The 26,452-nt window shown below is 71.5% G+C and carries 25 protein-coding genes and 1 riboswitch; of the genes, 14 read left to right on the forward strand and 11 right to left on the reverse strand.

Going from position 1 to position 26,452, the window contains the following annotated elements:
* Positions 1-180: 180 nt before the first annotated feature.
* Together ACZ7JA_RS00840 and ACZ7JA_RS00845 are read left to right on the forward strand one after the other, a co-directional pair.
* Positions 181-771 carry an N-acetylmuramoyl-L-alanine amidase gene (locus ACZ7JA_RS00840; protein WP_470806710.1) on the forward strand — a complete coding sequence of 197 codons (591 nt, stop codon included), beginning with the start codon at positions 181-183 and terminating at the stop codon, positions 769-771.
* 43 nt (positions 772-814) lie between these two features.
* A complete protein-coding gene (locus ACZ7JA_RS00845) occupies positions 815-1,720 on the forward strand; it encodes a 1-aminocyclopropane-1-carboxylate deaminase/D-cysteine desulfhydrase (RefSeq protein WP_470806711.1) in 906 nt (301 codons plus the stop codon).
* A gap of 24 nt (positions 1,721-1,744) precedes the next feature.
* Here the strand turns inward: ACZ7JA_RS00845 and ACZ7JA_RS00850 are convergent, their stop codons facing one another.
* A complete protein-coding gene (locus ACZ7JA_RS00850) occupies positions 1,745-3,340 on the reverse strand; it encodes a Na+/H+ antiporter (protein ID WP_389306025.1) in 1,596 nt (531 codons plus the stop codon).
* A 62-nt stretch (positions 3,341-3,402) separates the two neighbouring features.
* On the opposite strand from ACZ7JA_RS00850, the gene ACZ7JA_RS00855 reads away from it, so the two are divergent.
* From ACZ7JA_RS00855 to ACZ7JA_RS00865, 3 genes are all read left to right on the forward strand, one after another.
* On the forward strand, positions 3,403-3,663 hold the full coding sequence (locus ACZ7JA_RS00855) for a UBP-type zinc finger domain-containing protein (protein WP_250403376.1): 261 nt from the start codon (positions 3,403-3,405) through the stop codon (positions 3,661-3,663).
* Positions 3,664-3,926: 263 nt separating this feature from the next.
* Positions 3,927-4,340 (forward strand): ATP-binding protein, encoded by a 414-nt coding sequence (locus ACZ7JA_RS00860; RefSeq protein ID WP_004925829.1) that lies wholly within the window; start codon positions 3,927-3,929, stop codon positions 4,338-4,340.
* The gene (locus ACZ7JA_RS00865) at positions 4,337-5,431 is read left to right on the forward strand and encodes an RNA polymerase sigma factor SigF (RefSeq protein WP_351662657.1); all 1,095 of its coding nucleotides are present in this window, start codon (positions 4,337-4,339) and stop codon (positions 5,429-5,431) included. Before ACZ7JA_RS00860 ends, ACZ7JA_RS00865 begins: the two co-directional genes overlap by 4 nt.
* A 50-nt stretch (positions 5,432-5,481) precedes the next feature.
* Here the strand turns inward: ACZ7JA_RS00865 and ACZ7JA_RS00870 are convergent, their stop codons facing one another.
* A complete protein-coding gene (locus ACZ7JA_RS00870) occupies positions 5,482-5,934 on the reverse strand; it encodes a hypothetical protein (protein ID WP_351662654.1) in 453 nt (150 codons plus the stop codon).
* Between the two features lie 158 nt (positions 5,935-6,092).
* Between ACZ7JA_RS00870 and ACZ7JA_RS00875 the strand changes: the two genes are divergently transcribed.
* Together ACZ7JA_RS00875 and ACZ7JA_RS00880 are read left to right on the forward strand one after the other, a co-directional pair.
* Positions 6,093-7,061 carry a diacylglycerol/lipid kinase family protein gene (locus ACZ7JA_RS00875; RefSeq protein WP_389306029.1) on the forward strand — a complete coding sequence of 323 codons (969 nt, stop codon included), beginning with the start codon at positions 6,093-6,095 and terminating at the stop codon, positions 7,059-7,061.
* Between the two features lie 320 nt (positions 7,062-7,381).
* A complete protein-coding gene (locus ACZ7JA_RS00880; RefSeq protein WP_006142322.1) occupies positions 7,382-7,639 on the forward strand; it encodes a WhiB family transcriptional regulator in 258 nt (85 codons plus the stop codon).
* A 163-nt stretch (positions 7,640-7,802) separates the two neighbouring features.
* Here the strand turns inward: ACZ7JA_RS00880 and ACZ7JA_RS00885 are convergent, their stop codons facing one another.
* Together ACZ7JA_RS00885 and ACZ7JA_RS00890 are read right to left on the reverse strand one after the other, a co-directional pair.
* Positions 7,803-9,269 (reverse strand): sensor histidine kinase, encoded by a 1,467-nt coding sequence (locus ACZ7JA_RS00885; RefSeq protein WP_351663005.1) that lies wholly within the window; start codon positions 9,267-9,269, stop codon positions 7,803-7,805.
* A gap of 343 nt (positions 9,270-9,612) precedes the next feature.
* Positions 9,613-10,242: a TetR/AcrR family transcriptional regulator gene (locus tag ACZ7JA_RS00890; RefSeq protein ID WP_470806714.1), complete on the reverse strand. Its 630-nt coding sequence runs from the start codon at positions 10,240-10,242 to the stop codon at positions 9,613-9,615.
* A gap of 190 nt (positions 10,243-10,432) precedes the next feature.
* Between ACZ7JA_RS00890 and nagB the strand changes: the two genes are divergently transcribed.
* The 6 genes from nagB to ACZ7JA_RS00920 all read left to right on the forward strand — a co-directional run bounded on the left by nagB (position 10,433) and on the right by ACZ7JA_RS00920 (position 18,001).
* Positions 10,433-11,218 (forward strand): glucosamine-6-phosphate deaminase, encoded by a 786-nt coding sequence (gene nagB, locus ACZ7JA_RS00895; protein WP_351662646.1) that lies wholly within the window; start codon positions 10,433-10,435, stop codon positions 11,216-11,218.
* Between the two features lie 201 nt (positions 11,219-11,419).
* A complete protein-coding gene (locus ACZ7JA_RS00900; RefSeq protein WP_351662643.1) occupies positions 11,420-12,184 on the forward strand; it encodes a GntR family transcriptional regulator in 765 nt (254 codons plus the stop codon).
* Positions 12,185-12,320: 136 nt separating this feature from the next.
* Positions 12,321-12,584 (forward strand): DUF3311 domain-containing protein, encoded by a 264-nt coding sequence (locus ACZ7JA_RS00905; protein ID WP_351662640.1) that lies wholly within the window; start codon positions 12,321-12,323, stop codon positions 12,582-12,584.
* Complete coding sequence (gene mctP / locus ACZ7JA_RS00910) at positions 12,581-14,209, forward strand: monocarboxylate uptake permease MctP (protein WP_351662638.1); 1,629 nt, start codon at positions 12,581-12,583, stop codon at positions 14,207-14,209. The genes ACZ7JA_RS00905 and mctP overlap by 4 nt, the downstream gene beginning before the upstream one ends.
* A gap of 111 nt (positions 14,210-14,320) precedes the next feature.
* A riboswitch (cobalamin riboswitch) is annotated at positions 14,321-14,479 on the forward strand.
* A 124-nt stretch (positions 14,480-14,603) separates the two neighbouring features.
* Complete coding sequence (locus tag ACZ7JA_RS00915) at positions 14,604-16,988, forward strand: ribonucleoside-diphosphate reductase subunit alpha (protein ID WP_351662635.1); 2,385 nt, start codon at positions 14,604-14,606, stop codon at positions 16,986-16,988.
* Complete coding sequence (locus tag ACZ7JA_RS00920; RefSeq protein WP_351662632.1) at positions 16,988-18,001, forward strand: ribonucleotide-diphosphate reductase subunit beta; 1,014 nt, start codon at positions 16,988-16,990, stop codon at positions 17,999-18,001. Before ACZ7JA_RS00915 ends, ACZ7JA_RS00920 begins: the two co-directional genes overlap by 1 nt.
* Here the strand turns inward: ACZ7JA_RS00920 and ACZ7JA_RS00925 are convergent.
* Positions 17,914-18,168, reverse strand: a complete 255-nt coding sequence (locus ACZ7JA_RS00925; protein WP_470806716.1) for a hypothetical protein — start codon at positions 18,166-18,168, stop codon at positions 17,914-17,916. The genes ACZ7JA_RS00920 and ACZ7JA_RS00925 overlap by 88 nt on opposite strands.
* Positions 18,169-18,260: 92 nt before the next feature.
* Between ACZ7JA_RS00925 and ACZ7JA_RS00930 the strand changes: the two genes are divergently transcribed.
* Positions 18,261-19,226 carry a helix-turn-helix domain-containing protein gene (locus ACZ7JA_RS00930; RefSeq protein WP_389306036.1) on the forward strand — a complete coding sequence of 322 codons (966 nt, stop codon included), beginning with the start codon at positions 18,261-18,263 and terminating at the stop codon, positions 19,224-19,226.
* Positions 19,227-19,254: 28 nt separating this feature from the next.
* On the opposite strand, the gene ACZ7JA_RS00935 is transcribed toward ACZ7JA_RS00930, so the two are convergent.
* From ACZ7JA_RS00935 to ACZ7JA_RS00960, 6 genes are all read right to left on the reverse strand, one after another.
* A complete protein-coding gene (locus ACZ7JA_RS00935; protein WP_351662624.1) occupies positions 19,255-20,634 on the reverse strand; it encodes a bifunctional albaflavenone monooxygenase/terpene synthase in 1,380 nt (459 codons plus the stop codon).
* Positions 20,631-21,716, reverse strand: a complete 1,086-nt coding sequence (gene cyc1, locus ACZ7JA_RS00940; protein ID WP_351662621.1) for an epi-isozizaene synthase — start codon at positions 21,714-21,716, stop codon at positions 20,631-20,633. Before cyc1 ends, ACZ7JA_RS00935 begins: the two co-directional genes overlap by 4 nt.
* Positions 21,717-21,975: 259 nt before the next feature.
* The gene (gene def / locus ACZ7JA_RS00945; RefSeq protein ID WP_351662619.1) at positions 21,976-22,626 is read right to left on the reverse strand and encodes a peptide deformylase; all 651 of its coding nucleotides are present in this window, start codon (positions 22,624-22,626) and stop codon (positions 21,976-21,978) included.
* A gap of 107 nt (positions 22,627-22,733) precedes the next feature.
* Complete coding sequence (locus tag ACZ7JA_RS00950) at positions 22,734-23,714, reverse strand: hypothetical protein (protein ID WP_351662616.1); 981 nt, start codon at positions 23,712-23,714, stop codon at positions 22,734-22,736.
* A 100-nt stretch (positions 23,715-23,814) separates the two neighbouring features.
* Entirely contained in the window at positions 23,815-25,056 is a 1,242-nt protein-coding gene (locus ACZ7JA_RS00955; RefSeq protein WP_470806719.1) for an HD-GYP domain-containing protein, read from the reverse strand.
* Positions 25,053-26,399, reverse strand: a complete 1,347-nt coding sequence (locus tag ACZ7JA_RS00960) for an HD-GYP domain-containing protein (RefSeq protein ID WP_389306040.1) — start codon at positions 26,397-26,399, stop codon at positions 25,053-25,055. The genes ACZ7JA_RS00955 and ACZ7JA_RS00960 overlap by 4 nt, the downstream gene beginning before the upstream one ends.
* Positions 26,400-26,452 lie beyond the last annotated feature (53 nt).

Genomic DNA, 26,452 nt, shown 5'->3' on the forward strand with positions numbered 1-26,452 from the left:
CATCGCACTACTGGGCAGAAAGTGGGATCTTGTCCGGAGCCGCCCCGGATGCGCCGCCTGTCCGGATCGGCTCGCACAGTGTGCGAACGAGGTAGTCCGGGACGTCCGGTTTCGGTAGAAGCAGCTTGACGAGTGGGCCGCGACCGGCGGCCGACCGCGCACAGCACGAAGGAGGCGGCCATGGCCCCACCCATGTCCGCGAGCGGGTTTCTGGCCGCGTTGCGAGCGGAGGGCGCGACCGTCGTCGAGGTCGGCGACTGGGAGCACCACAACCGCAACCACAAGGGCCCCTGGGGCCCGGTCCACGGCGTGATGATCCACCACACGGTGACCCGGGGCAGCGCCCGCACCGTCGAACTCTGCCGCGACGGGCACGCGGCCCTGCCCGGCCCGTTGTGCCACGGCGTCATCACCAAGGACGGCAGGATCCACCTGGTCGGCTACGGCCGCGCCAACCACGCCGGGCTCGGTGACGACGAGGTGCTGCGGGCCGTGATCGCGGAGAAACGGCTGCCGCCGGACAACGAGGCGAACACGGACGGCAACCGGCACTTCTACGGCTTCGAGTGCGAGAACATGGGCGACGGCGACGACCCTTGGCCCGAGGCGCAGCTGGACGCGATCGCACGGGCCGCCGCGGCCGTGTGCCGCCACCACGGGTGGACGGAACGCTCGGTGATCGGCCACCTGGAATGGCAGCCGGGCAAGGTGGACCCGCGCGGCTTCTCGATGGCGTGGCTGCGGGAACGGGTACGCGATCGCCTGAAGTGACAGCCGTCCGCGACCGCGCTCGCCGCCGGGCGACAATGAGGGCGTGACCAGCGCCGACCCGCACACCGACCCGCTCGCCCCGCGCCTGCCCTCACCCCTGGAGGAGGCGCGGGACGACCGGTTCGGCCGGCGCGGCCTGCGCCTGCTGCTCAAGCGGGACGACCTGGTCCACCCGGAGCTCATCGGCAACAAGTGGCGCAAGCTGGCTCCCAACATCGAGGCGGCCGGGGGCCGGGCGCTGGTCACCTTCGGCGGGGCCTACTCCAGCCATCTGCGCGCGACGGCGGCGGCGGGCCGGCTGCTGGGGCTGGCGACCACCGGCGTGGTCCGGGGCCAGGAGCTGGCCGGCCGGCCGCTCAACCCGTCGCTGGCCCGGTGCGCGGCCGACGGGATGCGGCTGCACTTCGTCGACAGATCGACATACCGTCACAAGCACGAGCCGGAGACCCGGGCCGCGATCCTGCGCGCAGCCGGCGCCGAACACGCGCACGTCGTCCCCGAGGGGGGCAGCAACGCCGCGGCCGTGCGCGGCTGCCGGGCCCTGGGCGAGGAACTGGCCGGGCACGCGGAGGTCGTCGCGGTGGCCTGCGGCACCGGCGGGACGCTCGCCGGACTCGCCGCCGGGCTGCCCGCCGGCAGCCGGGCGCTCGGCATACCGGTGCTGAAGGGCGGCTTCCTCGCCGCCGACGTCCAGGCGCTCCAGGAAGCCGCCTTCGGCGCCCGCAGCGGGAGCTGGTCCCTGGACGACCGCTTCCACTTCGGCGGCTACGCCCGCACGACGCCCGCGCTCGACGCCTTCGCACAGGACTTCGAGCAGCGGCATTCGCTGCCCGTGGAGCGGCTGTATGTCGCCAAGATGCTGTACGGGCTCGTCTCCCTGGCCGAGGAGGGCGCCTTCGCGCGCGGGACGACGGTCACGGCGGTCGTCACCGGCCGGCCGTTCCCGTAGCCCGGCGCGATCCGGGCGGCCTCGTTAGGCGGCCTCCCGGTAGGCGGCCGCCTCCTCCAGGTCGAGCCGGCGCAGCAGCGCGCGCAGCATCTCGTCGTCGATGTAGCGGTGGTCGCGGAGCCGGACGAACACCTCGCGCTCGGCGCTGATCATGTCGCGGGACAGCCGGCGGTAGGTGTCGTCGACGGACTCGCCGGTGACCGGGTTGACCTGGCCGAGCCGCTCCCAGACGGCGTTGCGGCGCCGCTCCAGCACCGAGCGCAGGCGGTCGGCGAGCGGCGGCGGCAGGGCGTTGCGCTCGTCCGCGAGGAGTTCTTCGAGGCGGCTCTCCGCGGCCCGGGAGGCCTGCGCCTGGGCGTTGGCCTCGGCCAGCGTCTCGGCCCGCCGGTCGCGGCTGGGGAACTTCAGCAGGCGGATCAGCGGCGGCAGGGTCACCCCCTGCAGGACCAGAGTGCCGATGACGGTGGTGAAGGTCAGGAAGAGGATCAGGTTGCGCTGCGGGAAGGGATGGCCGCCGTGCACGGTCAGCGGGATGGAGAAGGCGATGGCGAGGGAGACCACTCCGCGCATCCCGGCCCACGAGGTGACCATCGCCCCCCGCCAGGTCGGGTTCTCCTCCCGGGTCCTGATCCGCTCCGACAGCATCCGGGGCACGAAGGCCGCCGGGTAGACCCAGATGAACCGGGCCAGCACGACGACCACGAAGACCACGACCGCGTACCAGGCGGCCGTGACGCCCTCGTACTCGCCGAGGCCCCTGAGGACGACCGGGAGCTGGAGGCCGATCAGGGCGAACACGGCGGACTCCAGGATGAAGGCGACCATCTTCCACACCGCGTCCTCCTGGAGCCGGGTGGCGAAGTCGACCTCCCACGCGCGGTGCCCGAGGTAGAGGGCGACGACCACGACCGCGAGGACGCCGGAGGCGTGCACCTGCTCGGCGACGCTGTAGGCGACGAACGGGATGAGCAGGGACAGCGTGTTCTGCAGCAGCGGCTCCTTCAGGTGCGTGCGCAGCCAGTGCAGCGGCGCCATGAGCAGCAGGCCGACGCCGACACCGCCGACGGACGCGATCAGGAACTCCTCGATGCCGCCCGCCCAGGTGGCGCCCTCGCCGATGGCGGCGGCCAGCGCCACCTTGTAGGCGGTGATCGCGGTGGCGTCGTTCAGCAGCGACTCCCCCTGCAGGATCGTGGTGATCCGGGACGGCAGCCCGACCCGGCGGGCGACCGCCGTGGCGGCGACCGCGTCGGGCGGCGCCACCACCGCGCCCAGCACCAGGGCGGCGGGCAGCGGCATCCCTGGGATGACCAGGTAGGCGGCCCAGCCGACGACGACGGTCGCGAACAGCACGTACCCCACCGACAGCAGCGCCACCGGCCTGAGCTGGGCGCGCAGGTCGAGGTAGGAGCTGTCGCTCGCCGAGGTGTACAGCAGCGGGGGCAGCACGAGCGGCAGGACCACCTCGGGGTCGAGCCGGTAGTCCGGCACGCCGGGGATGTAGGAGACCGCCAGGCCGACCGCCACCAGCAGCAGGGGCGCCGGCAGCGGCGTACGCCGGGCCGCCCCCGCGACCGCGGCACTCCCCGCCACCAGCAGGAGCAGCGGCATCACGTCCATGGTCCTCGCCCACCCTCGTTTTTCCGCGCGGCCGACCGCGCGCCCGTCGTAACCTGGCAATCATGAAACAGTGCACGCACTCCGACGCGCTGCCGCACCCCCAGCCCGAGCCGCTGAGCGAGACGTGCCCGGAGTGTCTCGCGCAGGGCACGCATCCGGTGCAGCTGCGGCTCTGTCTGACCTGTGGCCACATCGGCTGCTGCGACTCCTCGCCGGGACGGCACGCCACGGGGCACCACACGGAGACCGGTCACCCGGTGATGCGGACCTTCGAGCCGGGCGAGGACTGGCGCTGGTGCTTCGTCGACCACGTACTCGTGTGACACTTCAGTGAGCGGCCGCCGCCGACGCGGTTCGGGCGTGTGACGCCGGGGTACGTCAACCCGGCGCGCGCTCTTCCCATTTGGGCTCGCAGACCCTCTAGACACGGAGCGTATTCGCAGCTTTACTGTGAGTGACGCCAGGGGGTTGGGGCCCCGGGGACAGAAACGTTCGGAGCGCGATAGCGTCACCGCGGAACCACGTACGCGTTACCCCGGGGGGCGACCCTCGGCCCCGTGAAGCTTGTACCACCATGGAGGTGAGGGTGTCCCAGATCGCAGGCGAGCCCGCGACCCAGGACTTCGTGGAAGTCCGGCTGCCGGCTGCGGGTGCCTACCTGTCGGTGCTGCGGACGGCCACGGCCGGTCTGGCGGCCCGCTTGGACTTCACCCTGGACGAGATCGAGGATCTGCGCATCGCCGTGGACGAGGCCTGCGCGATCCTGCTGCAGCAGGCCGTGCCCGGCTCCGTGCTCAGCTGTGTCTTCCGGCTCGTCGACGACTCGCTGGAGGTCACGGTGTCGGCGCCGACCACCGACGGTCACGCCCCCTCGCGGGACACCTTCGCCTGGACGGTGCTCTCGGCGCTGGCGGGGAAGGTCTCGTCCGCCGTCGACGAGGACAAGACCGTGTCGATCAGCCTCTACAAACAGCGCGGCGCGGGCCCCGGGCCGGCGTGAGGAACGGGGACGGGCCGGTGCGGGACGAAGAGCGCGGCACACGGGAGCTGCCGGCGGAGGGCCGAGGCCCCACGGACGGCGCCCGGCGCATGGCGGACGGCGTCGACGGCATCCCCGAGCAGGCCAGGCCGCACCCGGAGGACGACTCCGCGGAGGCCGCCGGCGACGGTGCCGTGCAGAGCGCGCCTCCCGGGGCGCGCGGCGGATCCGGGTCCGCCGCCCGCGCGGGGGCGGGGGCTCGGGGAAGGGCTACGGGCGGGACGATGAGCGAGCACGAGCGAAACGCGGAGGACGACGCGGTGGGCGCCGAGGCCGTGCACGCCACCCGTCGCGATCCCCAGGACCGCAGCGGGGCGCGTGCCATGTTCCTCGAGCTGCGCGGGCTGAACGCGGGCAGCGCGGAGTACGCGGAACTACGCAACCAGCTCGTCCGTATGCACCTGCCGCTCGTCGAGCACCTCGCCCGCCGCTTCCGCAACCGGGGCGAGCCGCTGGACGACCTCACCCAGGTCGCCACGATCGGCCTGATCAAGTCCGTCGACCGCTTCGACCCGGAGCGCGGCGTGGAGTTCTCCACGTACGCCACCCCGACCGTCGTGGGCGAGATCAAGCGGCACTTCCGCGACAAGGGCTGGGCGGTCCGGGTGCCGCGCCGGCTGCAGGAGCTGCGCCTGGCGCTGACGACGGCCACCGCAGAGCTGTCCCAGCTGCACGGCCGCTCGCCCACCGTCCACGAGCTGGCCGAGAAGCTGGCCATCTCCGAGGAGGAGGTCCTGGAGGGCCTGGAGTCCGCCAACGCGTACTCCACGCTGTCCCTGGACGTCCCCGACACCGACGACGAGTCCCCCGCGGTGGCCGACACGCTCGGCGCCGAGGACGAGGCGCTGGAGGGCGTCGAGTACCGGGAGTCCCTCAAGCCCCTGCTGGAGGACCTGCCGCCCCGCGAGAAGCGGATCCTGCTGCTGCGTTTCTTCGGGAACATGACCCAGTCGCAGATCGCGCAGGAGGTCGGCATCTCCCAGATGCACGTCTCCCGGCTGCTGGCCCGCACCCTGGCCCAGCTGCGGGAGAAGCTGCTGGTCGAGGAGTGACCGGGTCCGCCTGATCCGGGCGCCGCGAGTGACCGGACCGAGCGGGCCGCCTACTCGGCCCGGCCCGGGCCCCTGATCCCGAGCGCCCGGGTCGTCGCGGGGCTCACGAGGAGCACCAGGGCGGCGACCGCCACGACGGCGAGCGCGATGCCGCCCGGGATGGCCATGCTGTCGGCCTGGAGCAGGTTGTAGGCCACCGGCAGGGCCATGAGCTGGGTGATCACCGCCGGTCCGCGGCTCCAGCCGCGCCGCAGCAGCAGGCCGCGCGCGGCGAGCAGCGGCAGCAGCGCCAGTACGAGCAGGGTGATCCCGCCGGTCACCGCCTGCTGACGGTCGTCCGGGGCGCCGGTGAGCGCGAGGACCAGGATCCACACGCCGCCGATCACGAGGGCGGCCCCCTCCAGCGCGGTCAGCGCCGCCGCGCAGGTCAGGCGGCGCGGGCGCGGCCCGGCGCCCGCGGGGGCTTCGGCGGTGTCCGGGGCGGGGTTCTGCTCACTGCTCACCCCTGAAGGGTATCCGCCGGCCACCCACGGCAGCCGGGGAGGTGCCGGGCGCGGGCCGCCGGTCCGAGGGCCCGCGTGGGCAGGCTCACGTCCCCTCCTCTTACCGGATCCCTACCTCGGTCTGGGCCGGGTACCCCCCAGTAGGTACGCTGCAGTCCATGCGTGCACTTCTCGTGGTCAATCCGGCGGCAACCACCACAAGCGCACGCAGGCGTGATGTGCTGATCCACGCGCTGGCGAGCGAGATGAAGCTCGAGGCGGTCACCACCGAGTACCGCGGCCACGCCCGCGACCTGGGCCGGCAGGCCGCGCAGAGCTCGGACATCGACATGGTCGTGGCCCTCGGCGGCGACGGCACCGTCAACGAGGTGGTCAACGGCCTGCTGCACGCGGGCCCCGACCCGGACCGGCTGCCCGGTCTCGCCGTGGTGCCGGGCGGCTCCACCAATGTCTTCGCCCGTGCGCTGGGTCTGCCCAACGACCCGGTCGAGGCCACCGGCGCTCTGCTGGACGCCCTGCGCGAGAACAGCCAGCGGGTCGTCGGCCTGGGCCTGACCTCGGGCACGCCCGGCACCGAGGACGAGTCGGTGCCGGCCCGCTGGTTCACCTTCAACTCCGGTCTCGGGTTCGACGCGGGTGTGGTGGGCCGGGTGGAGCAGCAGCGCGAGCGCGGGAAGAAGTCGACGCACGCGCTGTACGTCCGCCAGGTGATGCGCCAGTTCCTCGGCGAGCAGCACCGCCGGCACGGCACGATCACGCTCGAACGGGCCGGTGCGGATCCGGTCACCGATCTCGTGGTCGCCATAGCCTCGAACACGTCCCCGTGGACGTATCTCGGCAATCGCCCGATGTACACGTCACCTAAGGCCTCGTTCGACACGGGCCTCGACGTACTGGGTCTCAGCCGTCTGTCCACGGCCGCGGTTGCCCGGTATGGCACCCAGTTGCTCACTTCGTCCCCCGAGCGGGGACCCCATGGGAAGCATGCCGTCTCACTGCACGACCTGGACCGGTTCACCTTGCATTCGAAGGTGCCGCTGCCCCTTCAGATGGACGGTGACCACCTGGGGCTGCGTACGAGCGTGACGTTCACAGGCGTACGCCGCGCACTGCGTGTGATTGTGTGAGCGGAAGAGGCGAAAGTCCTTTCACTCGAACGTTTAGGCCAGGATCCACCCCATGGAAGTACGGCTGTGACCCAGTCGACACCGAGGAATCAAAAAAAACTTTCCGGAAGGGGTTGTATCCGCCGCTGAGGTTTGCGAGTCTCTACGTGGCGATCGGGACGGCCCGCAGGAACGGCCTCCACTGATCACCGGAACCCCTCTACAAACCAAGGACCACGCCGGGGAAGACTCGGCGGTCGGCCCTTCACTTGTTGAGGGATTCGTGAAAGCGTTCACATTCACAAGCAACGTGCATGTAATACCAAGGAGAGGTAGCAGCCATGGACTGGCGTCACAACGCCGTTTGCCGCGAGGAAGACCCCGAGCTCTTCTTCCCCATCGGCAACACCGGTCCTGCGCTGCTGCAGATCGAGGAAGCCAAGGCCGTCTGCCGTCGCTGCCCCGTTATGGATCAGTGTCTGCAGTGGGCGCTCGAGTCCGGTCAGGACTCCGGCGTCTGGGGTGGTCTCAGCGAGGACGAGCGCCGCGCCATGAAGCGCCGCGCCGCCCGCAACCGGGCTCGTCAGGCCTCCGCCTGACATCCCCACCCCGATGACAGCCTGAGCTTGGCGGCGCGTACACCGCGTACGCATCTCCCGCCCCCGAGCCGCAGCGCGCAGTACCCCCGATGCGCATAGCTTCGAGCTTCAGCCCCGGATCACCAAGTGGTCCGGGGCTCAATGCTGTCGGGGACGAGCGGGCTCACTTCTGCGCGCGCACCGGGATGTCGAGGATCACCCGGGTCCCCCGCTCCGGCGCCGGGACCATGTCGAAGGTTCCGCCCAACTCGCCCTCCACCAGCGTCCGTACGATCTGCAGGCCGAGGTTGCCCGAGCGGTGCGGGTCGAAGCCCTCGGGCAGGCCGACGCCGTCGTCCTGGACGGTGACCAGCAGGCGGGCCTCCTTGGAGGTGCCGCCGCGGACCGCGGAGACCTCGACGGTGCCGGTGTCGCCCTCGCGGAAGCCGTGCTCCAGGGCGTTCTGCAGCACCTCGGTGAGCACCATCGACAGCGGGGTGGCGACCTCGGCGTCGAGTATGCCGAAGCGCCCGCTGCGCCGGCCGGTCACCTTGCCCGGTGAGATCTCGGCGACCATCGCGAGCACCCGGTCGGCGATGTCGTCGAACTCCACGCGCTCGTCCAGGTTCTGGGAGAGCGTCTCGTGCACGATCGCGATCGAGCCGACCCGGCGGACGGCCTCCTCCAGCGCCTCCCGGCCGCGCTCGGACTCGATGCGCCGGGCCTGCAGCCTGAGCAGGGCCGCGACGGTCTGCAGGTTGTTCTTCACCCGGTGGTGGATCTCCCGGATGGTCGCGTCCTTGGTAATCAACTCGCGCTCGCGGCGGCGCAGTTCGGTGACGTCCCGGCACAGCACCAGCGAACCGATGCGGGTGCCCTTGGGCTTGAGCGGGATGGCCCGGAACTGGATGACCCCGTCGTGGGCCTCGATCTCGAACTCACGCGGCGCCCAGCCGCTCGCCACCTTGGCGAGCGCCTCGTCCACCGGCCCCCGGGTGGGCGCGAGTTCGGCGGTGGTCCGGCCCAGGTGGTGACCGACCAGGTCGGCGGCGAGGCCGAGCCGGTGGTAGGCGGACAGGGCGTTGGGCGAGGCGTACTGGACGGTGCCGTCCGCGTCCAGCCGGATCAGTCCGTCCCCGACCCGCGGCGAGGCGTCCATGTCGACCTGCTGGTCCGGGAAGGGGAAGGAGCCGGCCGCGATCATCTGCGCGAGGTCCGAGGCGCTCTGGAGATAGGTCAGCTCCAGCCGGCTCGGGGTGCGGACGGTGAGCAGGTTGGTGTTGCGGGCGATGACGCCGAGGACGCGGCCGGCCCGCCGCACCGGAATGGACTCGACCCGGACGGGGACCTCCTCGCGCCACTCCGGGTCGCCCTCGCGCACGATCCGGCCCTCGTCCAGCGCCGCGTCCAGCATGGGCCGCCGGCCGCGCGGGACGAGGTGGCCGACCATGTCGTCCTGGTACGAGGTCGGGCCGGTGTTGGGGCGCATCTGGGCGACCGAGACGTACCGGGTGCCGTCACTGGTCGGGACCCACAGCACCAGGTCGGCGAAGGAGAGGTCGGAGAGCAGCTGCCACTCCGAGACCAGCAGGTGGAGCCACTCGAGGTCGGAGTCGTCGAGGGCCGTGTGCTGGCGTACGAGTTCGTTCATGGAGGGCACGATGCGAGCGTACCCGGGGCCGCACGGGTGACCGAAAAACACCCGCGGGCCGCGGCGCCTGGAAGGGACCCTCAACCCTTCCGGCACCGCAGCCCGGAGCATCATCGGCCGCGGGGTGTGCGGTCCCGTTCGGCCGAAGGCCGAGGAGCCGGGGCAGTCAGGGCAGAGAGCACCGGGTCCTCGGTCCGCCCTCCTGTGCGGGGAAGGCGGAAGCTGTTCAGTTTTCCGGGGGAATCCCCCCAGGCATTGTGGACTAGACCACGAGCGCGTGTCCATGAGCGCGAGAGCATGCGTCCAGACGGCACGCGATGCCACGCAGCCTAGCCCGACCGGCTCAGCCGCGGGGCCAGATAACCATGGCAATTTCGGCGAGCGCCCGGAGCTGCGCCTGGCTCGCGCCGTCCCGGGCCTGCTGGGACATGCCGTGGAGCATCGCGGTCGTATGCCGGGCGAGGGCCGCGGCGTCGGTGCCGGCGGGCAGCAGGCCGGCCGCCACGTCGCCCAGGACGCGGGACTCCAGGGCCGCAAGGGACGCGTCGCGCCGGTCCCGCAGCAGCCCCTCGACCTCGGGGCTCGTGCAGTTGGTGGCCGCGTGCGCGACCAGACAGCCGTAAGGGTGCTCGGGGTCGGCGTAGCGGGCGGCGGCCTCGCGCAGGATGCGCTCGACGGCGGCCCGGGCGGTGGGCTCCTCGGCGAGGGCCCGGTCGGCGAAGGCGCCGTGGGTGCCGGCGTAGACCTCGACGACCTCCTCGAACAGGGTCCGCTTGTCGCCGAAGGCCGCGTAGAGGCTCGGGGCGCCGATGCCCATGACCCGGGTGAGATCGGAGACCGACGTCGCCTCGTAGCCGTTCCGCCAGAAGGCCGTCAGCGCCTTCTCCAGGGCGGTCGTCCGGTCGAAGGAGCGCGGGCGCCCCCGTGATCTCGACGGCCTGGCCTGCGCGTTCGTCTCCTGACCCGTCACCATGGAGTGCATTCTATAGCGATCCCTAGAGAAAGGTCCGTGCCGCGTAGTACAGTTTTAATGTAGCGATCGCTAGAAAACAAGGCGTGCGGCTCGCACCCCTCTTCCCGCGACCGCGCATTCTGTTAGATTGGTCTAAACCACATGGCACGTTTCCCAGACTTCAAGCCCTCTTGAGAACGGCAGGCCCAGCGTGGAAGTTGTCATCGTCCCGGACGCCGCGGCGGGCGGCGAGCTGATCGCCGAGTCCATGGCCGAGCTGCTGCGACGCAAGCCCGACGCGCTGCTCGGTGTGGCCACCGGTTCCACTCCGCTGCCCGTCTACCAGGCACTGGCGCTCAAGTGGCGCTCCGGTGCGGTGGACACCTCCGGGGCGCGCATAGCCCAGCTCGACGAGTACGTGGGGCTGCCCGCCGACCACCCCGAGTCCTACCGCTCGGTGCTGCGCCGGGAGGTGCTGGAACCGCTCGGCATCGGGATGGAGGCCTTCATCGGGCCGGACGGCACCGCCGAGGACGTCCAGGCGGCCTGCGAGGCCTACGACCGCGCGCTCGCCGAGGCGGGCGGCGTGGACCTGCAGCTCCTCGGCATCGGGACGGACGGGCACATCGGGTTCAACGAGCCGTGCTCCTCGCTCGCCTCGCGCACCCGGATCAAGACGCTGACCGAGCAGACCCGGATCGACAACGCGCGCTTCTTCGACGGCGACATCGCGCAGGTGCCGCACCACGTGATCACCCAGGGCATCGGCACCATCCTGGAGGCCCGCCACCTGGTGCTGCTGGCCACCGGCGAGGGCAAGGCGGACGCGGTCGCCGCCACCGTCGAGGGACCGGTCGCGGCCGTCTGCCCGGCCTCGGCGCTCCAGCTCCACCCGCACGCCACGGTGGTCGTCGACGAGGCCGCCGCGTCCAAGCTCAAGCTGGCCGACTACTTCCGCCACACCTACGCCCACAAGCCGGACTGGCAGGGCATATAGGGGGCGTCCGGCCCACCCGCCCCGGCGTGCCCCAGGCCTGCCGCCGGGGCCGCTGGACTAGACCAGCAGGGGGTGCGCCGGTATACAGAGGAGATCACGGAGCGTGCGGGTGGAGCCCGACACACGAAGCCGTGCCACGATGTGAGCCGTGGCCGACGGTCGGTCGGTCGCTTTCGGCACCCGGAGCCGGGAAGGCAGAGCATGAGCACCGACGTCAGCAGTGCGGAGCACGAGGCCGGCACGACCGTCCGTACCGCGCGCGTGCCCAAGTACTACCGCTTGAAGAAGCACCTGCTCGACATGACGGAGACGCAGGCGCCGGGCACGCCCGTCCCGCCGGAGCGCACGCTGGCGGCCGAGTTCGACACCTCCCGCACGACCGTCCGGCAGGCCCTGCAGGAGCTCGTCGTCGAGGGCCGGCTGGAGCGCATCCAGGGCAAGGGCACCTTCGTCGCCAAGCCGAAGGTGTCCCAGGCGCTGCAACTGACCTCCTACACCGAGGACATGCGCGCCCAGGGCCTGGAGCCCACCTCCCAGCTGCTGGACATCGGGTACGTCACCGCCGACGACCGGCTCGCCGAGCTCCTCGACATAACGGCGGGCGGCCGGGTGCTGCGCATCGAGCGGCTGCGCATGGCCAACGCCGAGCCCATGGCCATCGAGACCACCCATCTGTCGGCCAAGCGCTTCCCCGCGCTGCGGCGGTCGCTGGTGAAGTACACGTCCCTGTACACCGCGCTCGCCGAGGTCTACGACGTCCACCTCGCCGAGGCCGAGGAGACCATCGAGACCTCCCTGGCCACGCCGCGCGAGGCGGGTCTGCTCGGCACCGACGTGGGCCTGCCGATGCTGATGCTCTCCCGCCACTCGCTGGACCGCGGCGGCCAGCCGGTGGAGTGGGTGCGGTCCGTCTACCGGGGCGACCGGTACAAGTTCGTCGCCCGTCTGAAGCGCCCTCAGGACTGAACCGGCGAAGAACCTTCACGCTCCGCACGCGAAATCGATATGCCGATATGCGGACGAGGTCTTCCGCTGCCGTGACGGCGTCACCTAGATTGCCTGCGCATTACACAGGTGATCAGCGAGGGGACGGAGCCGTGGCATGTCCGAAACGCAAGAAGTGAGACCACCGGTGGTGACGCCGGTCCGGGTGATCATCGGGCTGTGTCTCGTCGCGCCCTTCGTGGCGATGCTGTGGGTCGGCTCGTACTCCAAGACGGACCCCGCCTTCATCGGGATCCCGTTCTTCTACTGGTACCAGATGCTGTGGGTGCTGCTCTCCACCGCGCTCACGATGCTGGCGTACCAGCTGTGGCAGCGTGACCAGCGCGCCCGCGGCGCCCGGAGCGGGGGTGCGGCGAAGTGAAGGACGGCGTCAACGGCGTCGCACTCGGCGTCTTCATCTTCTTCTTCCTGGCCGTCACGGTCGTGGGCTTCATGGCCGCACGCTGGCGCAGGGCCGACAACGAGCACTCCCTGGACGAATGGGGCCTGGGCGGACGGTCGTTCGGCACCTGGATCACCTGGTTCCTGCTCGGCGGCGACCTGTACACGGCGTACACCTTCGTCGCCGTGCCGGCGGCGATCTACGCGGCGGGCGCGGCCGGCTTCTTCGCCGTCCCGTACACGATCCTCGTCTACCCGCTCATCTTCACGTTCCTGCCCCGCCTGTGGTCGGTCTCGCACCGCCACGGCTACGTGACCACCTCGGACTTCGTGCGCGGCCGGTTCGGCTCCAAGGGCCTGTCGCTGGCCGTGGCGGTCACCGGCATCCTCGCGACGATGCCGTACATCGCGCTCCAGCTCGTGGGCATCCAGGCGGTGCTGGACGTGATGGGCGTCGGCGGCGGCGAGAACACCAACTGGTTCGTGAAGGACCTGCCGCTGCTCATCGCCTTCGGCGTGCTGGCCGCGTACACCTACTCGTCCGGTCTGCGCGCCCCCGCGCTGATCGCGTTCGTGAAGGACGCGCTGATCTACATCGTCATCGCGGTGGCGATCATCTACATCCCGATCAAGCTGGGCGGGTTCGACGACGTCTTCGCCAAGGCGGGTGACGCCTTCAGCCAGGTGAACCCGGCCACCGGCAAGCCGCGCGGCGCGCTCGCACCGCCGGAGGCGGGCCAGTGGACGTACGCCACCCTGGCGCTCGGCTCCGCGCTCGCCCTGTTCATGTACCCGCACTCGATCACCGCGACCCTGTCCTCCAAGAGCCGTGAGGTGATCCGCCGCAACACCACGATCCTGCCGCTGTACTCGCTGATGCTCGGCCTGCTGGCCCTGCTCGGCTTCATGGCGATCGCGGCCGGGGTGAAGGTCACCAACGGCCAGCTGGCGATCCCGCAGCTCTTCGAGAACATGTTCCCGGACTGGTTCGCGGGCGTGGCCTTCGCGGCGATCGGCATCGGCGCGCTGGTGCCCGCGGCCATCATGTCCATCGCGGCGGCGAACCTGTTCACCCGCAACATCTACAAGGACTTCATCAAGCCGGACGCCACGCCGAAGGAGGAGACCCGGGTCTCCAAGATCGTGTCGCTGCTGGTGAAGGTGGGCGCGCTGGTCTTCGTCCTGACGATGGACAAGACGGTCGCCATCAACTTCCAGCTGCTGGGCGGCATCTGGATCCTGCAGACCTTCCCGGCCCTGGTCGGCGGCCTGTTCACCCGCTGGTTCCACCGCTGGGCGCTGCTCGCCGGCTGGGCGGTCGGCATGGTGTACGGCACGCTCGCCGCGTACGGGGTGGCCTCGCCGACCCAGAAGCACTTCGGCGGCTCCGCGAAGGAGATCCCGGGCATCGGGGAGATCGGCTACATCGGCCTCACCGCGTTCGTGCTGAATGTCGTGGTCACCGTGGTGCTCACCTTCGTCCTGAAGGCCGTGAAGGCCCCGGAGGGCCTCGACGAGACCCGGCCGGAGGACTACACGGCGGACGCGGGCGACCCCGGCGTCGAGGTGGAGCTCCCGCCCGCCACCGCGGGAAGCGCCCACTAGCGCGACCGGTCACGGACCACCCGCAGCGGGCCGCCGAGGGCACCTCCCCCGGCGGCCCGCTGTCGTGCGAGTTGACCCTGCGGAGCCGTCGCAACACGCAGCAGGCACAACATGTGGGGGTGACACGACGGCCCGGCACTAGATGTATGCTCATGCTCGCTGTCGCCGCAGGGGAATCCGGTGCGAATCCGGAACTGTCCCGCAACGGTGTACTCGCGTGTCTCCGCACGCCTGTTCAGTCCGAGGACCTGCCGGCAGCACGCGCCCGGCCGTCCGGTCCGGGTGCTCATCGACGTCCGGGCCTCGTGGAATGGGCCGGGGACGCGACGCCGTGCGCGCTCGCGCTGCCCCCTGCCCTCCGCAAGGCCCCGTGCCGAGCGAGGGAGAGCCCCACGTGACCATCGCGCCAGCCGACCCGGCTTCAGCCACCCCGGCGAGCGGAGCCCCGGTGGAGACCGACGGTCCCGGTGCCGCACTGCTGCGGACCCTGACCGAGCTGACCGCCGACCTCCCCGACGCCGACCCCGGCCGGGTCGCCGCCGCCGCGCTGCGCGGCCGGTCCGCCCGGGCCGACGAGGCGGAGTTGCGCGAGCTGGCCACGGAGGCGGCCGCCGGGCTGATCTCCGAGGACCCCGCCTACTCCCGGCTGGCCGCCCGGCTGCTGACCGTCTCCATCCGCGCCGAGGCCGCCTCGCAGGGCGTCACGTCCTTCACCGGGTCGGTCGCCGTCGGCCATCGTGAGGGTCTCGTCGCCGACCGCACCGCGGAGTTCGTGCGGCTGCACGCCGAACGGCTCGACGCGCTGGTCGACCCGGCGGCCGACGACCGCTTCGGGTACTTCGGCCTGCGCACGCTGCACAGCCGCTACCTGCTCCGCCACCCCATCACCCGCCGGGTGATCGAGACGCCGCAGCACTTCATGCTGCGCGTCGCCGCCGGCCTGGCCGAGGACGACACCGCCCGCTCCGTGGACGAGGTCGCCGCGCTGTACGGCCTGATGAGCCGGCTCGACTACCTGCCCTCCTCCCCCACCCTCTTCAACTCCGGCACCCGGCATCCGCAGATGTCGTCCTGCTACCTCCTCGACTCCCCGCTGGACGAGCTGGACTCCATCTACGACCGGTACCACCAGGTCGCCCGCCTCTCCAAGCACGCCGGCGGCATCGGCCTGTCCTACTCCCGCATCCGCGGCCGCGGTTCGCTGATCCGGGGCACCAACGGGCACTCCAACGGGATCGTGCCGTTCCTGAAGACGCTGGACGCCTCGGTGGCCGCGGTGAACCAGGGCGGCCGGCGCAAGGGGGCCGCCGCGGTGTACCTGGAGACCTGGCACTCCGACATCGAGGAGTTCCTGGAGCTGCGGGACAACACCGGTGAGGACGCCCGCCGTACGCACAACCTGAACCTCGCGCACTGGATCCCGGACGAGTTCATGCGCCGGGTCGACGCCGACGAGCGGTGGTCGCTGTTCTCCCCGGCGGACGTGCCGGAGCTGGTCGACCTGTGGGGCGAGGAGTTCGACGCCGCGTACCGCAGGGCGGAGGCCGCCGGGCTCGCGCGGAAGACGATGCCCGCCCGGGACCTGTACGGCCGCATGATGCGCACCCTCGCGCAGACCGGCAACGGCTGGATGACCTTCAAGGACGCCGCCAACCGCACCGCCAACCAGACGGCGACCGCGGGCCACGTCGTGCACTCCTCCAACCTGTGCACCGAGATCCTCGAGGTCACCGACGACGGCGAGACCGCGGTGTGCAACCTGGGGTCGGTCAACCTCGGCGCCTTCGTGGACACGGCGGCCGGCGACCTCGACTGGGAGCGGCTCGACGAGACCGTCCGCACGGCCGTCACCTTCCTCGACCGCGTGGTCGACATCAACTTCTACCCGACCGAGCAGGCGGGCCGGTCGAACGCCAACTGGCGTCCGGTGGGCCTGGGCGCGATGGGCCTGCAGGACGTCTTCTTCAAGCTGCGGCTGCCCTTCGACTCCGCCGAGGCCAGGGCGCTGTCCACGCGGATCGCCGAGCGGATCATGCTCGCCGCGTACGAGGCGTCCGCGGACCTCGCCGAGCGCAACGGCCCGCTGCCGGCCTGGCGGAAGACCCGCACCGCCCAGGGCGTGCTGCACCCCGACCACTACGGCGTCGAGTTCACCTGGCCGGAGCGCTGGGCGGCGCTGCGGGCGCGGATTGCCGAGGTGGGGATGCGCAACTCGCTGCTCCTGGCCATCGCGCCCACGGCCACCATCGCGTCCATTGCGGGCGTGTACGAGTGCATCGAGCCGCAGGTGTCCAACCTGTTCAAGCGCGAGACGCTCTCGGGCGAGTTCCTCCAGGTGAACTCCTACCTGGTGGACGAGCTCAAGCGGCTCGGCGTGTGGGACGCCCAGACCCGTGAGGCGCTGCGCGAGTCCAACGGCTCGGTGCAGGGCTTCACCTGGGTGCCGCAGGACGTCCGCGACCTGTACCGCACGGCGTGGGAGATCCCGCAGCGCGGCCTCATCGACATGGCGGCCGCCCGCACCCCGTTCCTTGACCAGGCGCAGTCGCTGAACCTCTTCCTGGAGACGCCGACCATCGGCAAGCTCTCCTCGATGTACGCGTACGCCTGGAAGTCCGGGCTGAAGACGACGTACTACCTGCGCTCGCGCCCGGCGACGAGGATCGCCCGCGCCGCCCGGGCGCAGACCCGAGCCACCGTCCCCGTGCAGCAGATCGCCGACCCCGACGCGGTCGCCTGCTCCCTTGAGAACCCCGAGTCCTGCGAGGCCTGCCAGTGATGACCAGCGAAGCCAAGAACCTGCTCGACCCGGGCTTCGAGCTGACTCTCCGCCCGATGCGCTACCCCGACTTCTACGAGCGCTACCGGGACGCCATCAAGAACACCTGGACCGTCGAGGAGGTCGACCTCCACTCGGACGTCGCCGACCTCGCGAAGCTGACGCCGGCCGAGCAGCATCTGATCGGCCGTCTGGTCGCCTTCTTCGCGACGGGCGACTCGATCGTCGCGAACAACCTGGTGCTGACCCTCTACAAGCACATCAACTCCCCCGAGGCCCGGCTCTACCTGAGCCGCCAGCTCTTCGAGGAGGCCGTGCACGTCCAGTTCTACCTGACGCTGCTGGACACCTACCTGCCCGATCCAGACGACCGGGCGGCGGCGTTCGCGGCGGTGGAGAACATCCCCTCCATCCGGGAGAAGGCCGGGTTCTGCTTCAAGTGGATCAACGAGGTCGAGAAGCTGGACCGGCTGGAGTCCAGGGCCGACCGCCGCCGCTTCCTGCTGAACCTCATCTGCTTCGCCGCGTGCATCGAGGGTCTGTTCTTCTACGGCGCCTTCGCGTACGTCTACTGGTTCCGCAGCCGGGGTCTGCTGCACGGTCTGGCCACCGGCACCAACTGGGTGTTCCGGGACGAGACGATGCACATGTCGTTCGCCTTCGACGTGGTCGACACCGTCCGCAAGGAGGAGCCGGACCTGTTCGACGACGAGCTGCGCGGGCAGGTCACGGACATGCTGCGGGAGGCCGTCGAGGCCGAGCTGCAGTTCGCGCGCGACCTGTGCGGTGACGGCCTCCCGGGCATGAACACCGAGTCGATGCGGCAGTACCTGGAGTGCGTCGCCGACCAGCGCCTGACGCGCCTGGGCTTCGCCCCGGTGTACGGCTCGGAGAACCCCTTCTCCTTCATGGAGCTGCAGGGCGTTCAGGAACTGACGAACTTCTTCGAGCGCCGCCCGTCGGCGTACCAGGTGGCCGTGGAGGGCACGGTCGACCTGGACGAGGACTTCTGAGCCTCCTTCTCCCGGCTCACCACGTCCCGGGCCTCCTGAGCCTCCCTGAGCTGCCGGTCGACCCGCCTGTCGCGGGCGATGCCGAGCACGGACGGGAGGATCAGGAGGACCAGGATGCCGAGGGTGGCGAGCATTCCGATCAGGCCTTCGATCTGGTTTCCGGTCATGACACCACTGTCGCGCCGGATACTCCTTACCGACAGTGGCAGTACTGCCGTACACCCTCGATTTACTGCCAGCTTCGGGGCACACTGGCAGCATGCTGAGGAACGTGGCGGCAGTGCTGCTGGACGGCGTGCACCCCTTCGAGCTGGGCGTGGTGTGCGAGGTGTTCGGCATCGACCGCAGTGACGAGGGACTGCCGGTGTACGACTTCGCGGTCGTCTCGGCGGAGGGCCCCGCCCTGAGCACCCATGTCGGCGGGCTCACCGTGTCGACGCCGTACGGTCTGGAGCGGCTGGAGGAGGCCGATCTGATCGCGGTGCCGGCCGGGAGCGACTACGTGACCCGGGACTATCCCCCCGCGCTGCTCGACGCCCTCGTGCGGGCCGTGGCGCGGGGCACCCGGGTGCTCAGCGTGTGCTCGGGCGTGTTCGTGCTCGGCGCCGCCGGACTGCTCGACGGGCGGCGGTGCAGTGTGCACTGGCGGCAGGCGCGGGAGCTGGCGCTGCGCAATCCCCGGGCGATCATCGAGCCGGACGTCCTCTACGTCGACGAGGACCCGGTGATCACCTCCGCCGGCACCGCGGCCGGCATCGACGCCTGTCTGCACCTCGTGCGCAAGGAGCAGGGCCCGGAGGTGGCCACGAAGATCGCCCGGCGCATGGTCGTGCCGCCGCACCGGGACGGCGGTCAGGCGCAGTACATCGAGCGGCCGCTGCCCGAGACCCCGTGCGACACGGTCGGCGAGGTGCTGGTGTGGATGGAGGGGCACCTCGGCGAGGAGGTGACCGTCGAACAGCTCGCCGCCCGCGCCCACATGGCGCCGCGCACCTTCGCCCGCCGCTTCCAGCAGGAGACGGGGACCACCCCCTACCGCTGGCTGCTGCGCCAGCGGGTGCTGCTGGCACAGGAGTTGCTGGAGGGCACGGACGAGACCATGGACGCCATCGCCTCCCGCACCGGCTTCGGTACGGCGGCGGCGCTGCGCCACCAGTTCGTCCGCGCCCTCGGCACGACCCCCAACGCCTACCGGCGCGCGTTCCGCGGCCCGGAGGCCGCCTGAGCGCGCCGGCAGCGGCGGCCTGGGCGGCCTACCAGGGCACCGGCTTCAGCAGCAGCTTCTGCGGCCGGAGCGTGATGCCCACCCGGGTGGTGTCGTCCGACCCGCCGGCCTGCTCGAAGCGGTACTTCGCCGAGAGCGCCGCGGTGATCAGGGTGAGCTGGGCCATGGAGAAGTGGTCGCTGGGGCACTTGCGGTTGCCGACGCTGAAGGGGCTCATCGCGTACTTCGGCACCTCCTTGGCCCGCTCCGGCAGCCAGCGGTCGGGGTCGAAACCGAGGTGGTCACCGTAGGAGCGGGCGTCGCGCTGGATGGCGTAGGGGCTGTAGACGATGTCCGCGCCCTCCGGAATGCGATAACCGCCGAGCGTGGTGTCGGTGGTCGCGCGCCGCGTCAGAATCCATACGGCGGGGCGCAGCCGCATGGCCTCCACGACGACATTGTTGGTGTGCGTGAGGCGGCGGACGTGCTCGAATCCGACGGGCCGGCCGCCGGTCACGGATTCGACCTCCGCGCGCACCTTCCGCGCGTGTTCCGGGTGTTCCGCGAGCACCTGGAGCAGCCACATGATCGTGGAGGCGACTGTTTCGCTGCCCGGGGTGACTATCGCCACCACCTGGTCGTGGATCTCCTGTTCCCCGATGGGCTCGCCATTGTCGTCCTTCGCCTCCAGCAATGCCGTCAGCAAATCGTCCGGCTTTTGACCAGATGCCCTCCGCTCGGCGACGATCTCGTCGACCAGGAGATGCAAATCGGCCAGCGCCCGGTTGAATTCACGGTTGGCCGGGAACGGCAGCCGGTACAGCGGTCCGAGCGGCACGACCATCCTGCGGTACATACCGCGGAAGACGGTGGCGAGGTCGGCGCTCAGCCGCTCGGCGCGCTCGTCCATGTACTCGCCGCGCAGCAGGCAGCGGGCCGCGATGCGCACCGCGACCCGGAAGGACTCCGAGGTGCAGTCGACCGTCTCGCCGGGCCGCCAGCGCTCGGTCAGCGCGTGCGCCTCCTCCTCCATGACCGGCCCGTACGCGGGGACCGCGTCGAGCCGGAACGCGGGCTGGATGGTGCGCCGCTGGCGGCGGTGCCGCGGGCCGTTGGCGGTGGCCACGCCCTCCTTGCCGAGCAGGCCCTCCAGGGACTCCCACAGGGGTCCGTCGATCCGGTAGTCGGTGCTGAGCGCGAGCGCGCCGGTGAGTTCGGGAGTGGTGACGGCGTAGACCGTCTTGGGGCCGAGTTTCAGGCGCACCACGTCACCGTGCGCGCGCAGCCCGGACATGAAGGCGAGGGGGTCGCGGACCAGTTTCAGGCCGTGGCCGAGGAACGGGACGGCGCCGCCGGCCAGGGGCGCCTCGCGCGGTTCGGCCGCGGGGCCCGTCCGGGCCGTCTGGGGCTTCACGGACTCGACGGTCATTGGTCACCTGCCGCTTCGTTGTTGACGTACGGGGGTGTGGACCGGTCCTCCCAGCTGTCGACCATGTACCGGCCCGACTCGTGGTGGAACCAGTAGACGGAGCTGAACCAGTTCCGCATATTGCCGACACAGGCGCGGACGGCGGTGCCGAGTTCCTTTCCCGACACCGTGCCGTCGTCGGCGAGTTCGTCGGCGAACCGCAGCGCCTCACGTTCGGCGACGACGAATTCACCGATGCATTCCTCGACACGCCGCCTGATTTCCTCGACCGCTTCCTCGATGGTCAGCCCCTGGTGTGCGACGAGACTGATTCCGAGATTGTGCACCTCGTCGCCCGCGATTTCCTTGGGCAGCGAGCAGAGGTCGTTGTACCAGGCGGCGAATTCCTGGCTCAGCAACGCCGGACGGCGATAGACCGGGTTTTTCCGCACGGCGTCCGGGAGTTCACGTCCGGCGCTGGGTTCCAGCAGGTCCGTCCATATCCAGTGGGCGAAGGTGAGCCGCCGCAGGGCGAGGTACTCCTCGACCTGCGGGACGTGACCCCGGGTGCGGTTGTGGAACTCGCGGTCGTAGGCGTCGATCACCGTGTGGAAGTGCCGGGCGAACCGCTGGTTCCAGGTGTGCGGCAGGAACGAGAACAGCCGCAGCACGCTGTCCGCGAGCCCCGCGACCACCGGATCGGGATGGTCCAGGTACTGCCGGGGCGCGTCCAGGGCCGCGTGCAGCCGGCGGCGCAGGCGGCGCCAGTCGGCGGCCCGGCCGTGGATGATGTCGCGGTCGTGGCGGTCGTCCCAGACGAAGAACCAGGCGCTGTAGTCGGCGATGGCCTGCAGGACCTCGTCGGGGGCGTCGGTGTAGTACCCCGCCATGAGGTCGGTGTAGCACAGGCCGTCGGCATATTCCCGCACCTTGTCCGCCGGCATGAGCCGCTTTTCGAGCAGCCACTGCCGGGTCTTCTCCTGGAGCTTCGGCCAATACGGGTGGAGTTGTCGTGGAAAGGAGTCCTCGATCACCGGAAGTGCGAGAGACGGCGGTACCGCCACCGAGGTCGCCGATGTGGTGCCGTGTGAGAAAGCGTGCACGAACTGTCCCCTCTCAGCCGCCAGGCGCGCACAGCCCTCCTTGTCGTGCCGGGCGTGCGCCGTTGCGTATCCCCGCACTTACCATTCAGCACCACAACTGACCGCCGTGGGAACGGATTTGCTCCAATCACCACCCCTGGTTGCCGGGATTCGTCTGGCGAACAAATGAACGACGCCCGTCCGGGGGCCGGTCCCGGACGGGCGTCGTGACGGACGTCGTCGCTGCTCTGCGTGGTGGCCGGGGTTCCGGCCGGGCGGCTCAGTCGTTGGCGACCACGGGGTAGCGTGGCTCGTTCTCGGCCATCTGCCGCAGCGCGTCCTTGCGGTCACGCTTGGACAGGCGGTCGATGTAGAGGTAGCCGTAGAGGTGGTCGGTCTCGTGCTGCAAACAGCGCGCGAAGTAGCCGGTGCCGCGGACCTTGATCGGGTTGCCCTTCTCGTCCTGGCCGGTCACCTCGGCGTAGTCGGGGCGCGGGAGCGGCGCGTAGGCCGTCGGGACGGACAGGCAGCCCTCGTTGCTGTCGTCCAGCCTGCGCCGGTCGGCGGGCAGGTCGACCAGCTTCGGGTTGCAGACCACGCCGACGTGCCGGACGCCCTCGTCGTCCGGGCAGTCGTACACGAAGACCTTCAGGTCGACGCCGATCTGGTTGGCGGCCAGGCCCACACCCTCGGCGGTGCGCTGGCTGGCGAACATGTCGGCGACCAGCTGGTCCAGCTCCGCGCCGAACTCGGTGACGTCCTTGCACTCCTTGTGCAGCACCGGGTTGCCGACGACCGTGATCGGCCGCGAGGTGCCGCGCTCGCGCCAGGTCCCCTCGCGCTCCTCGCAGTCCCCCGTGTCGACGACGTAGCCCTCGTCGTCGACGGGGAGCACGCCCGCGTGCTGCTGATCGGTGTCCTGCTGCGCCATGACCGACGTATGCCTTCCTGCAAGCCTTGAATTCTCGGGGTACAGCCTAGGCCCTCCCGTCCGGGCCGGGCCGGGCTCGCGGGGCCGGTGCGGCCGGTCGCCGGCGGTCAGCAGACCTCTTCGAGATCGCGCCAGTCCCTGGAGTCCGGGCTGTCCGCGACCCATCCGTCGAGCAGGCCCCGGACGAGCGAGGCCGGCGCGGCGACGCCGCACTCCCGCTCCGGCACCCAGAGCTGCCCGTCGGTACGGTGTCCGAGCGGTCCGGGGTGACCGGGTTCACTGTGGTCGTGGGGGTCGAGGTGCTCGCCGTCGCCCTCGTCGGAGGGCATCTGCGACTCCGAGCACATCCGGCACAGCAGCCGCACCGAGGACGACCAGTCCTCCGCGGCGAACCCGGCGTCCGCCGCGAGCTGTTCCAGGGCGTCCCGGTCGGCCTCCGTGGCCGCCTCCAGCAGCACCACCCAGGTGGGCACGGGCGAGGGCGCCCACAGCTCGATCTCGTCGAACACCGGGAAGGAGTGCCCGGCGGACGTGGTGCGCTCGCCGTGCGGGACCCCGTCGTGCAGCACGACCTCGCCCCAGCGCCGCCCGGACGAGGGCAGCGGAATGGACAGCACCTCGATCCGCGCCGGGTCCAGCCTGCGGCCCCACACCACCTCGGCCTCGCCCTCCGGGGAGAGCCGTACGGCCGCGCTGCCCAGCTCCATGCCGAGCGGCTCGCCCGCGGCGGCGACGCCGCCGGGCACCCGCAGCCCGTAGGCCTGCCAGGCGCGCCGGGCCAGCGGCCAGTCCTGCAGGGCGGTCGCGGCGATGCCGACGTTCCACCAGTCCGGGGCGCCGTTCTCCCGGTCCAGCAGCGCGACGGCCCGCAGACCGGCGGCGCGGGCCTGCTCCCAGTCGTGCCGGAACTTGTGCAGCAGGGCGAGGTTGAACCAGGACTCCGCGAGCCAGGGTTCCAGGTCGGCGGCGCGTGTCAGCAGCTCGCCCGCGTCCTCGTACCGGCCGTCGCCGATGAGCGTGAACGCCCGGTCGGTGGCCTGCCGCCAGGAGGCGGAGGGCCGGTGTCGTCCCTTTCCGAAGATCCTCACGATTCCCGCCTGCCAGTTCCATTTCCGCACAGTGGGCTGGCTTGTGCCCCCGGACACCCTCTCCCTCGCATCCAACCACGTACGGCCTCAAAGGCGCTCATTACCCATGGGTTACCCCGTCACGCGCAGGGTCAGACAGCGCCTGGGAGAGTACCCGGCCGAGGGATTCGACAACCTCGGGAGCGTAGTCCCCGGCGGTGGCCAGGCGCAGCTCCTCCAGGGCCAGCAGCGGGCCCTCGGGTCCGGCGTCGCGGGCCTTCTCCTCGTAGGCGTTCACGGCCCGGACGATCCGCGCTGCCAGCGGCTGCTCCGGGTACGGGTCGGCCTGCCGCTCCACGACCGTGGCGACCGCCGCGTCCACCCCGGTCTGCCGTACGACGGCGCCGCCGAGCAGGGCGATGCGCCGCTGCTCCTCGCCGGGCAGCGTGGCGGTGGCCCCGGCCGGGACCGGGTCGACCAGGCTGAGCTGGCCGATGTCGTGCATCAGCGCCGCGTACTCGAGCACGGTCAGCTCGGGGCGGGACAGGCCCAGGTCGCGGCCGACGGCCCGGCTGAGCGCGGCGACGCGGCGGGCGTGCCCGGCGGGGGTGCAGCCGGCCACCTCGGTGGCCCGCGCGAGGGAGGCGATGGTCTGCCGGTAGGTGGCCCGGACGGCGGCGTACCGGCGGACCGAGAGCTGGGTGAGCAGCAGCGGCAGGCAGAAAACGGGCAGCGCCCACAGTCCGGCGACGGCGACCGCGAGCGCCATCACCGCGCCGGTCGCGCACACGGCGGAGCCGATGCCGAGCAGTCCGCGCAGTTCGTCGCGGAGCAGCGGCCCGAAGCGCCAGCGGGTGCGGGAGTGGGCGAGGGCGGCGGCGAGGACGGCGTCGCACAGGGCGGTGAGGACGAGCAGCGCCACGAGCAGCAGGGCGTAGGCGGGACCGTCCCAGCTCCGGAAGGCGCCGCTGTGGAAGAGGGGTTGGAAGCAGACGGCGGCGAATCCGGTGGTGAGGACGCGGCGGGCGAGGTGGTCGAGGGTGGGGGTGCGGCCGCACCAGATGTGCGGGACGCCGCCGAGCAGGGAGGCGGCGAGGACGACGGTGACGACCTGTGCGGCGCTGTGCCCGGTGGGGTGCCCGGCGTCGGGCCCGAGCAGGGCGTACGACAGCGACCCGGCGGTGCCCAGCGGCGCGGTGCGGCGCGCTCCGGCGCCGGACCACCGGGTCAGCTCGCCGACGGCTATGAGCAGGCCGAAGGCGAGCGCGACGCCCGGGTCGGCGATGCCGGTCCACAGGGTGCGGGCGAGGCAGACGGCGGCGGCGACGGCGGCGCAGGCGTGGATGAGCCGCAGTGCGGTCACCGGTGCGCCCCGCTGCGGCGGCCGGCGGCCGGCTGCTGGGCCGGGACCGTGCGCGGGGCGTCGTCGGCGGTGACCGCCGGGTGCCAGCCGTGCCGGCTCAGGGCCCGGACGAGCGCCGTGACCATGCGCGGGTCGAAGTGGCTGCCCGCGCAGCGCTCCAGCTCCTCGACCGCCGCGGCCACCGGGCGGGCCCTGCTGTAGGACCGGGTGGAGGTCATCGCGTCGAAGGCGTCGGCGACGGCGACCACGCGGGCGCACTCGGGGATCTGACCGCCCGCCAGCCCGTACGGGTAGCCGCTGCCGTCGAGCCGTTCGTGGTGGTGCAGGATCGCCGCGCGGGCCTCGCCGAGGAAGGAGATCCCGCGGACCATCTCGTGGCCGTACTCCGGGTGCAGCTCGATGATCCGCCGCTCCTCGGGGGTCAGCGGGCCGTCCTTGCGCAGCAGGCGGGTGGGGACGCCGAGTTTGCCGACGTCGTGCAGGATGCCGGCGAAGCGCAGCACCTCCACGCGTTCGTCGTCCAGGCCGAGTTCGCGGGCGATCAGCACCGAGGCCCGGCCGACCCGCTCGCTGTGGCCGCGGGTGTAGCCGTCCTTGATGTCGACGGCCTGCACCAGGGCGCGGATGGTGGCCTGGTGGGCGGCGCGCTCCCGGTGGTACTGGGCGAAGACCCAGCAGGAGACGCACATCGGCAGCAGCACGAGCAGCGCGGAGACCGGACCGTACCGGCTGCGCCACAGCACGGCCATCATCAGCCCGGCGAGCCCGTGCACCGCGACCGGCGCCAGCGAGCGGGACAGCAGCCCGCCCCAGGCCCGGCCCACCGGCGCCCTCCGCCACTGCCTCGAGGGCGTGGGCGGTACTCCGACGCCCGCGGCGAGGAGGCCTCCGTCGAGCGCGGTGAGGACCACGCAGAAGGCGAGCACGGCCGCCCCCGCGGACACGAGGGCGTAGGGGAAGGCGTGGGCCACGACGGCGTCCCGGCCGCCGAGCGCCCCGTGGACCCGGGCCGCGGCCCACACGGCGAGCGCCGGCTGCGCGGCCCGCCAGACGCGCCGGAGCAGCACCGGCCCGTGCTCGACGTGGGCGAGCAGGGCGGCCGGCAGCGGGACCAGCGCGGCGGCGGGCGGCGGCAGCAGGAAGGCGCCGGCGAGCAGCACGGGGTAGAACGTTCCGCCGAAGCGGCGCCGTACGACGTGGTCACAGGCCGCGTACAGCGCGGCGAGCAGGGCCAGCGCCCACCAGGGCGTGCGGGTGGCGTGCACGGGCAGGGCACAGAGCGCGGCGAGCAGGGCGACACAGGCCACGTAGCCTCGCGCTCTCGCCGGAACCGCCGCCTCCATCGCGCCCTCCCCCGACCGTGCCGGTGCAGGCTCGGAGCCTAGGGCGGGATTCG

This window comes from Streptomyces sp. NPDC038135 (genome assembly GCF_055601245.1).

Bases quoted from the DNA above. Each gene is read 5' to 3' on its own strand.
- ACZ7JA_RS00920 (WP_351662632.1), top strand. From the start codon at position 16,988: ATGACCAGCGAAGCCAAGAACCTGCTCGACCCGGGCTTCGAGCTGACT.
- ACZ7JA_RS00850 (WP_389306025.1), bottom strand. From the start codon at position 3,340: ATGGACGTGATGCCGCTGCTCCTGCTGGTGGCGGGGAGTGCCGCGGTC.
- ACZ7JA_RS00855 (WP_250403376.1), top strand. From the start codon at position 3,403: ATGAAACAGTGCACGCACTCCGACGCGCTGCCGCACCCCCAGCCCGAG.
- ACZ7JA_RS00925 (WP_470806716.1), bottom strand. From the start codon at position 18,168: ATGACCGGAAACCAGATCGAAGGCCTGATCGGAATGCTCGCCACCCTC.
- ACZ7JA_RS00880 (WP_006142322.1), top strand. From the start codon at position 7,382: ATGGACTGGCGTCACAACGCCGTTTGCCGCGAGGAAGACCCCGAGCTC.
- ACZ7JA_RS00840 (WP_470806710.1), top strand. From the start codon at position 181: ATGGCCCCACCCATGTCCGCGAGCGGGTTTCTGGCCGCGTTGCGAGCG.
- ACZ7JA_RS00890 (WP_470806714.1), bottom strand. From the start codon at position 10,242: ATGGTGACGGGTCAGGAGACGAACGCGCAGGCCAGGCCGTCGAGATCA.
- ACZ7JA_RS00875 (WP_389306029.1), top strand. From the start codon at position 6,093: ATGCGTGCACTTCTCGTGGTCAATCCGGCGGCAACCACCACAAGCGCA.
- ACZ7JA_RS00885 (WP_351663005.1), bottom strand. From the start codon at position 9,269: ATGAACGAACTCGTACGCCAGCACACGGCCCTCGACGACTCCGACCTC.
- ACZ7JA_RS00930 (WP_389306036.1), top strand. From the start codon at position 18,261: ATGCTGAGGAACGTGGCGGCAGTGCTGCTGGACGGCGTGCACCCCTTC.
- ACZ7JA_RS00935 (WP_351662624.1), bottom strand. From the start codon at position 20,634: ATGACCGTCGAGTCCGTGAAGCCCCAGACGGCCCGGACGGGCCCCGCG.
- ACZ7JA_RS00960 (WP_389306040.1), bottom strand. From the start codon at position 26,399: ATGGAGGCGGCGGTTCCGGCGAGAGCGCGAGGCTACGTGGCCTGTGTC.
- ACZ7JA_RS00905 (WP_351662640.1), top strand. From the start codon at position 12,321: ATGTCCGAAACGCAAGAAGTGAGACCACCGGTGGTGACGCCGGTCCGG.
- ACZ7JA_RS00900 (WP_351662643.1), top strand. From the start codon at position 11,420: ATGAGCACCGACGTCAGCAGTGCGGAGCACGAGGCCGGCACGACCGTC.
- def (WP_351662619.1), bottom strand. From the start codon at position 22,626: ATGGCGCAGCAGGACACCGATCAGCAGCACGCGGGCGTGCTCCCCGTC.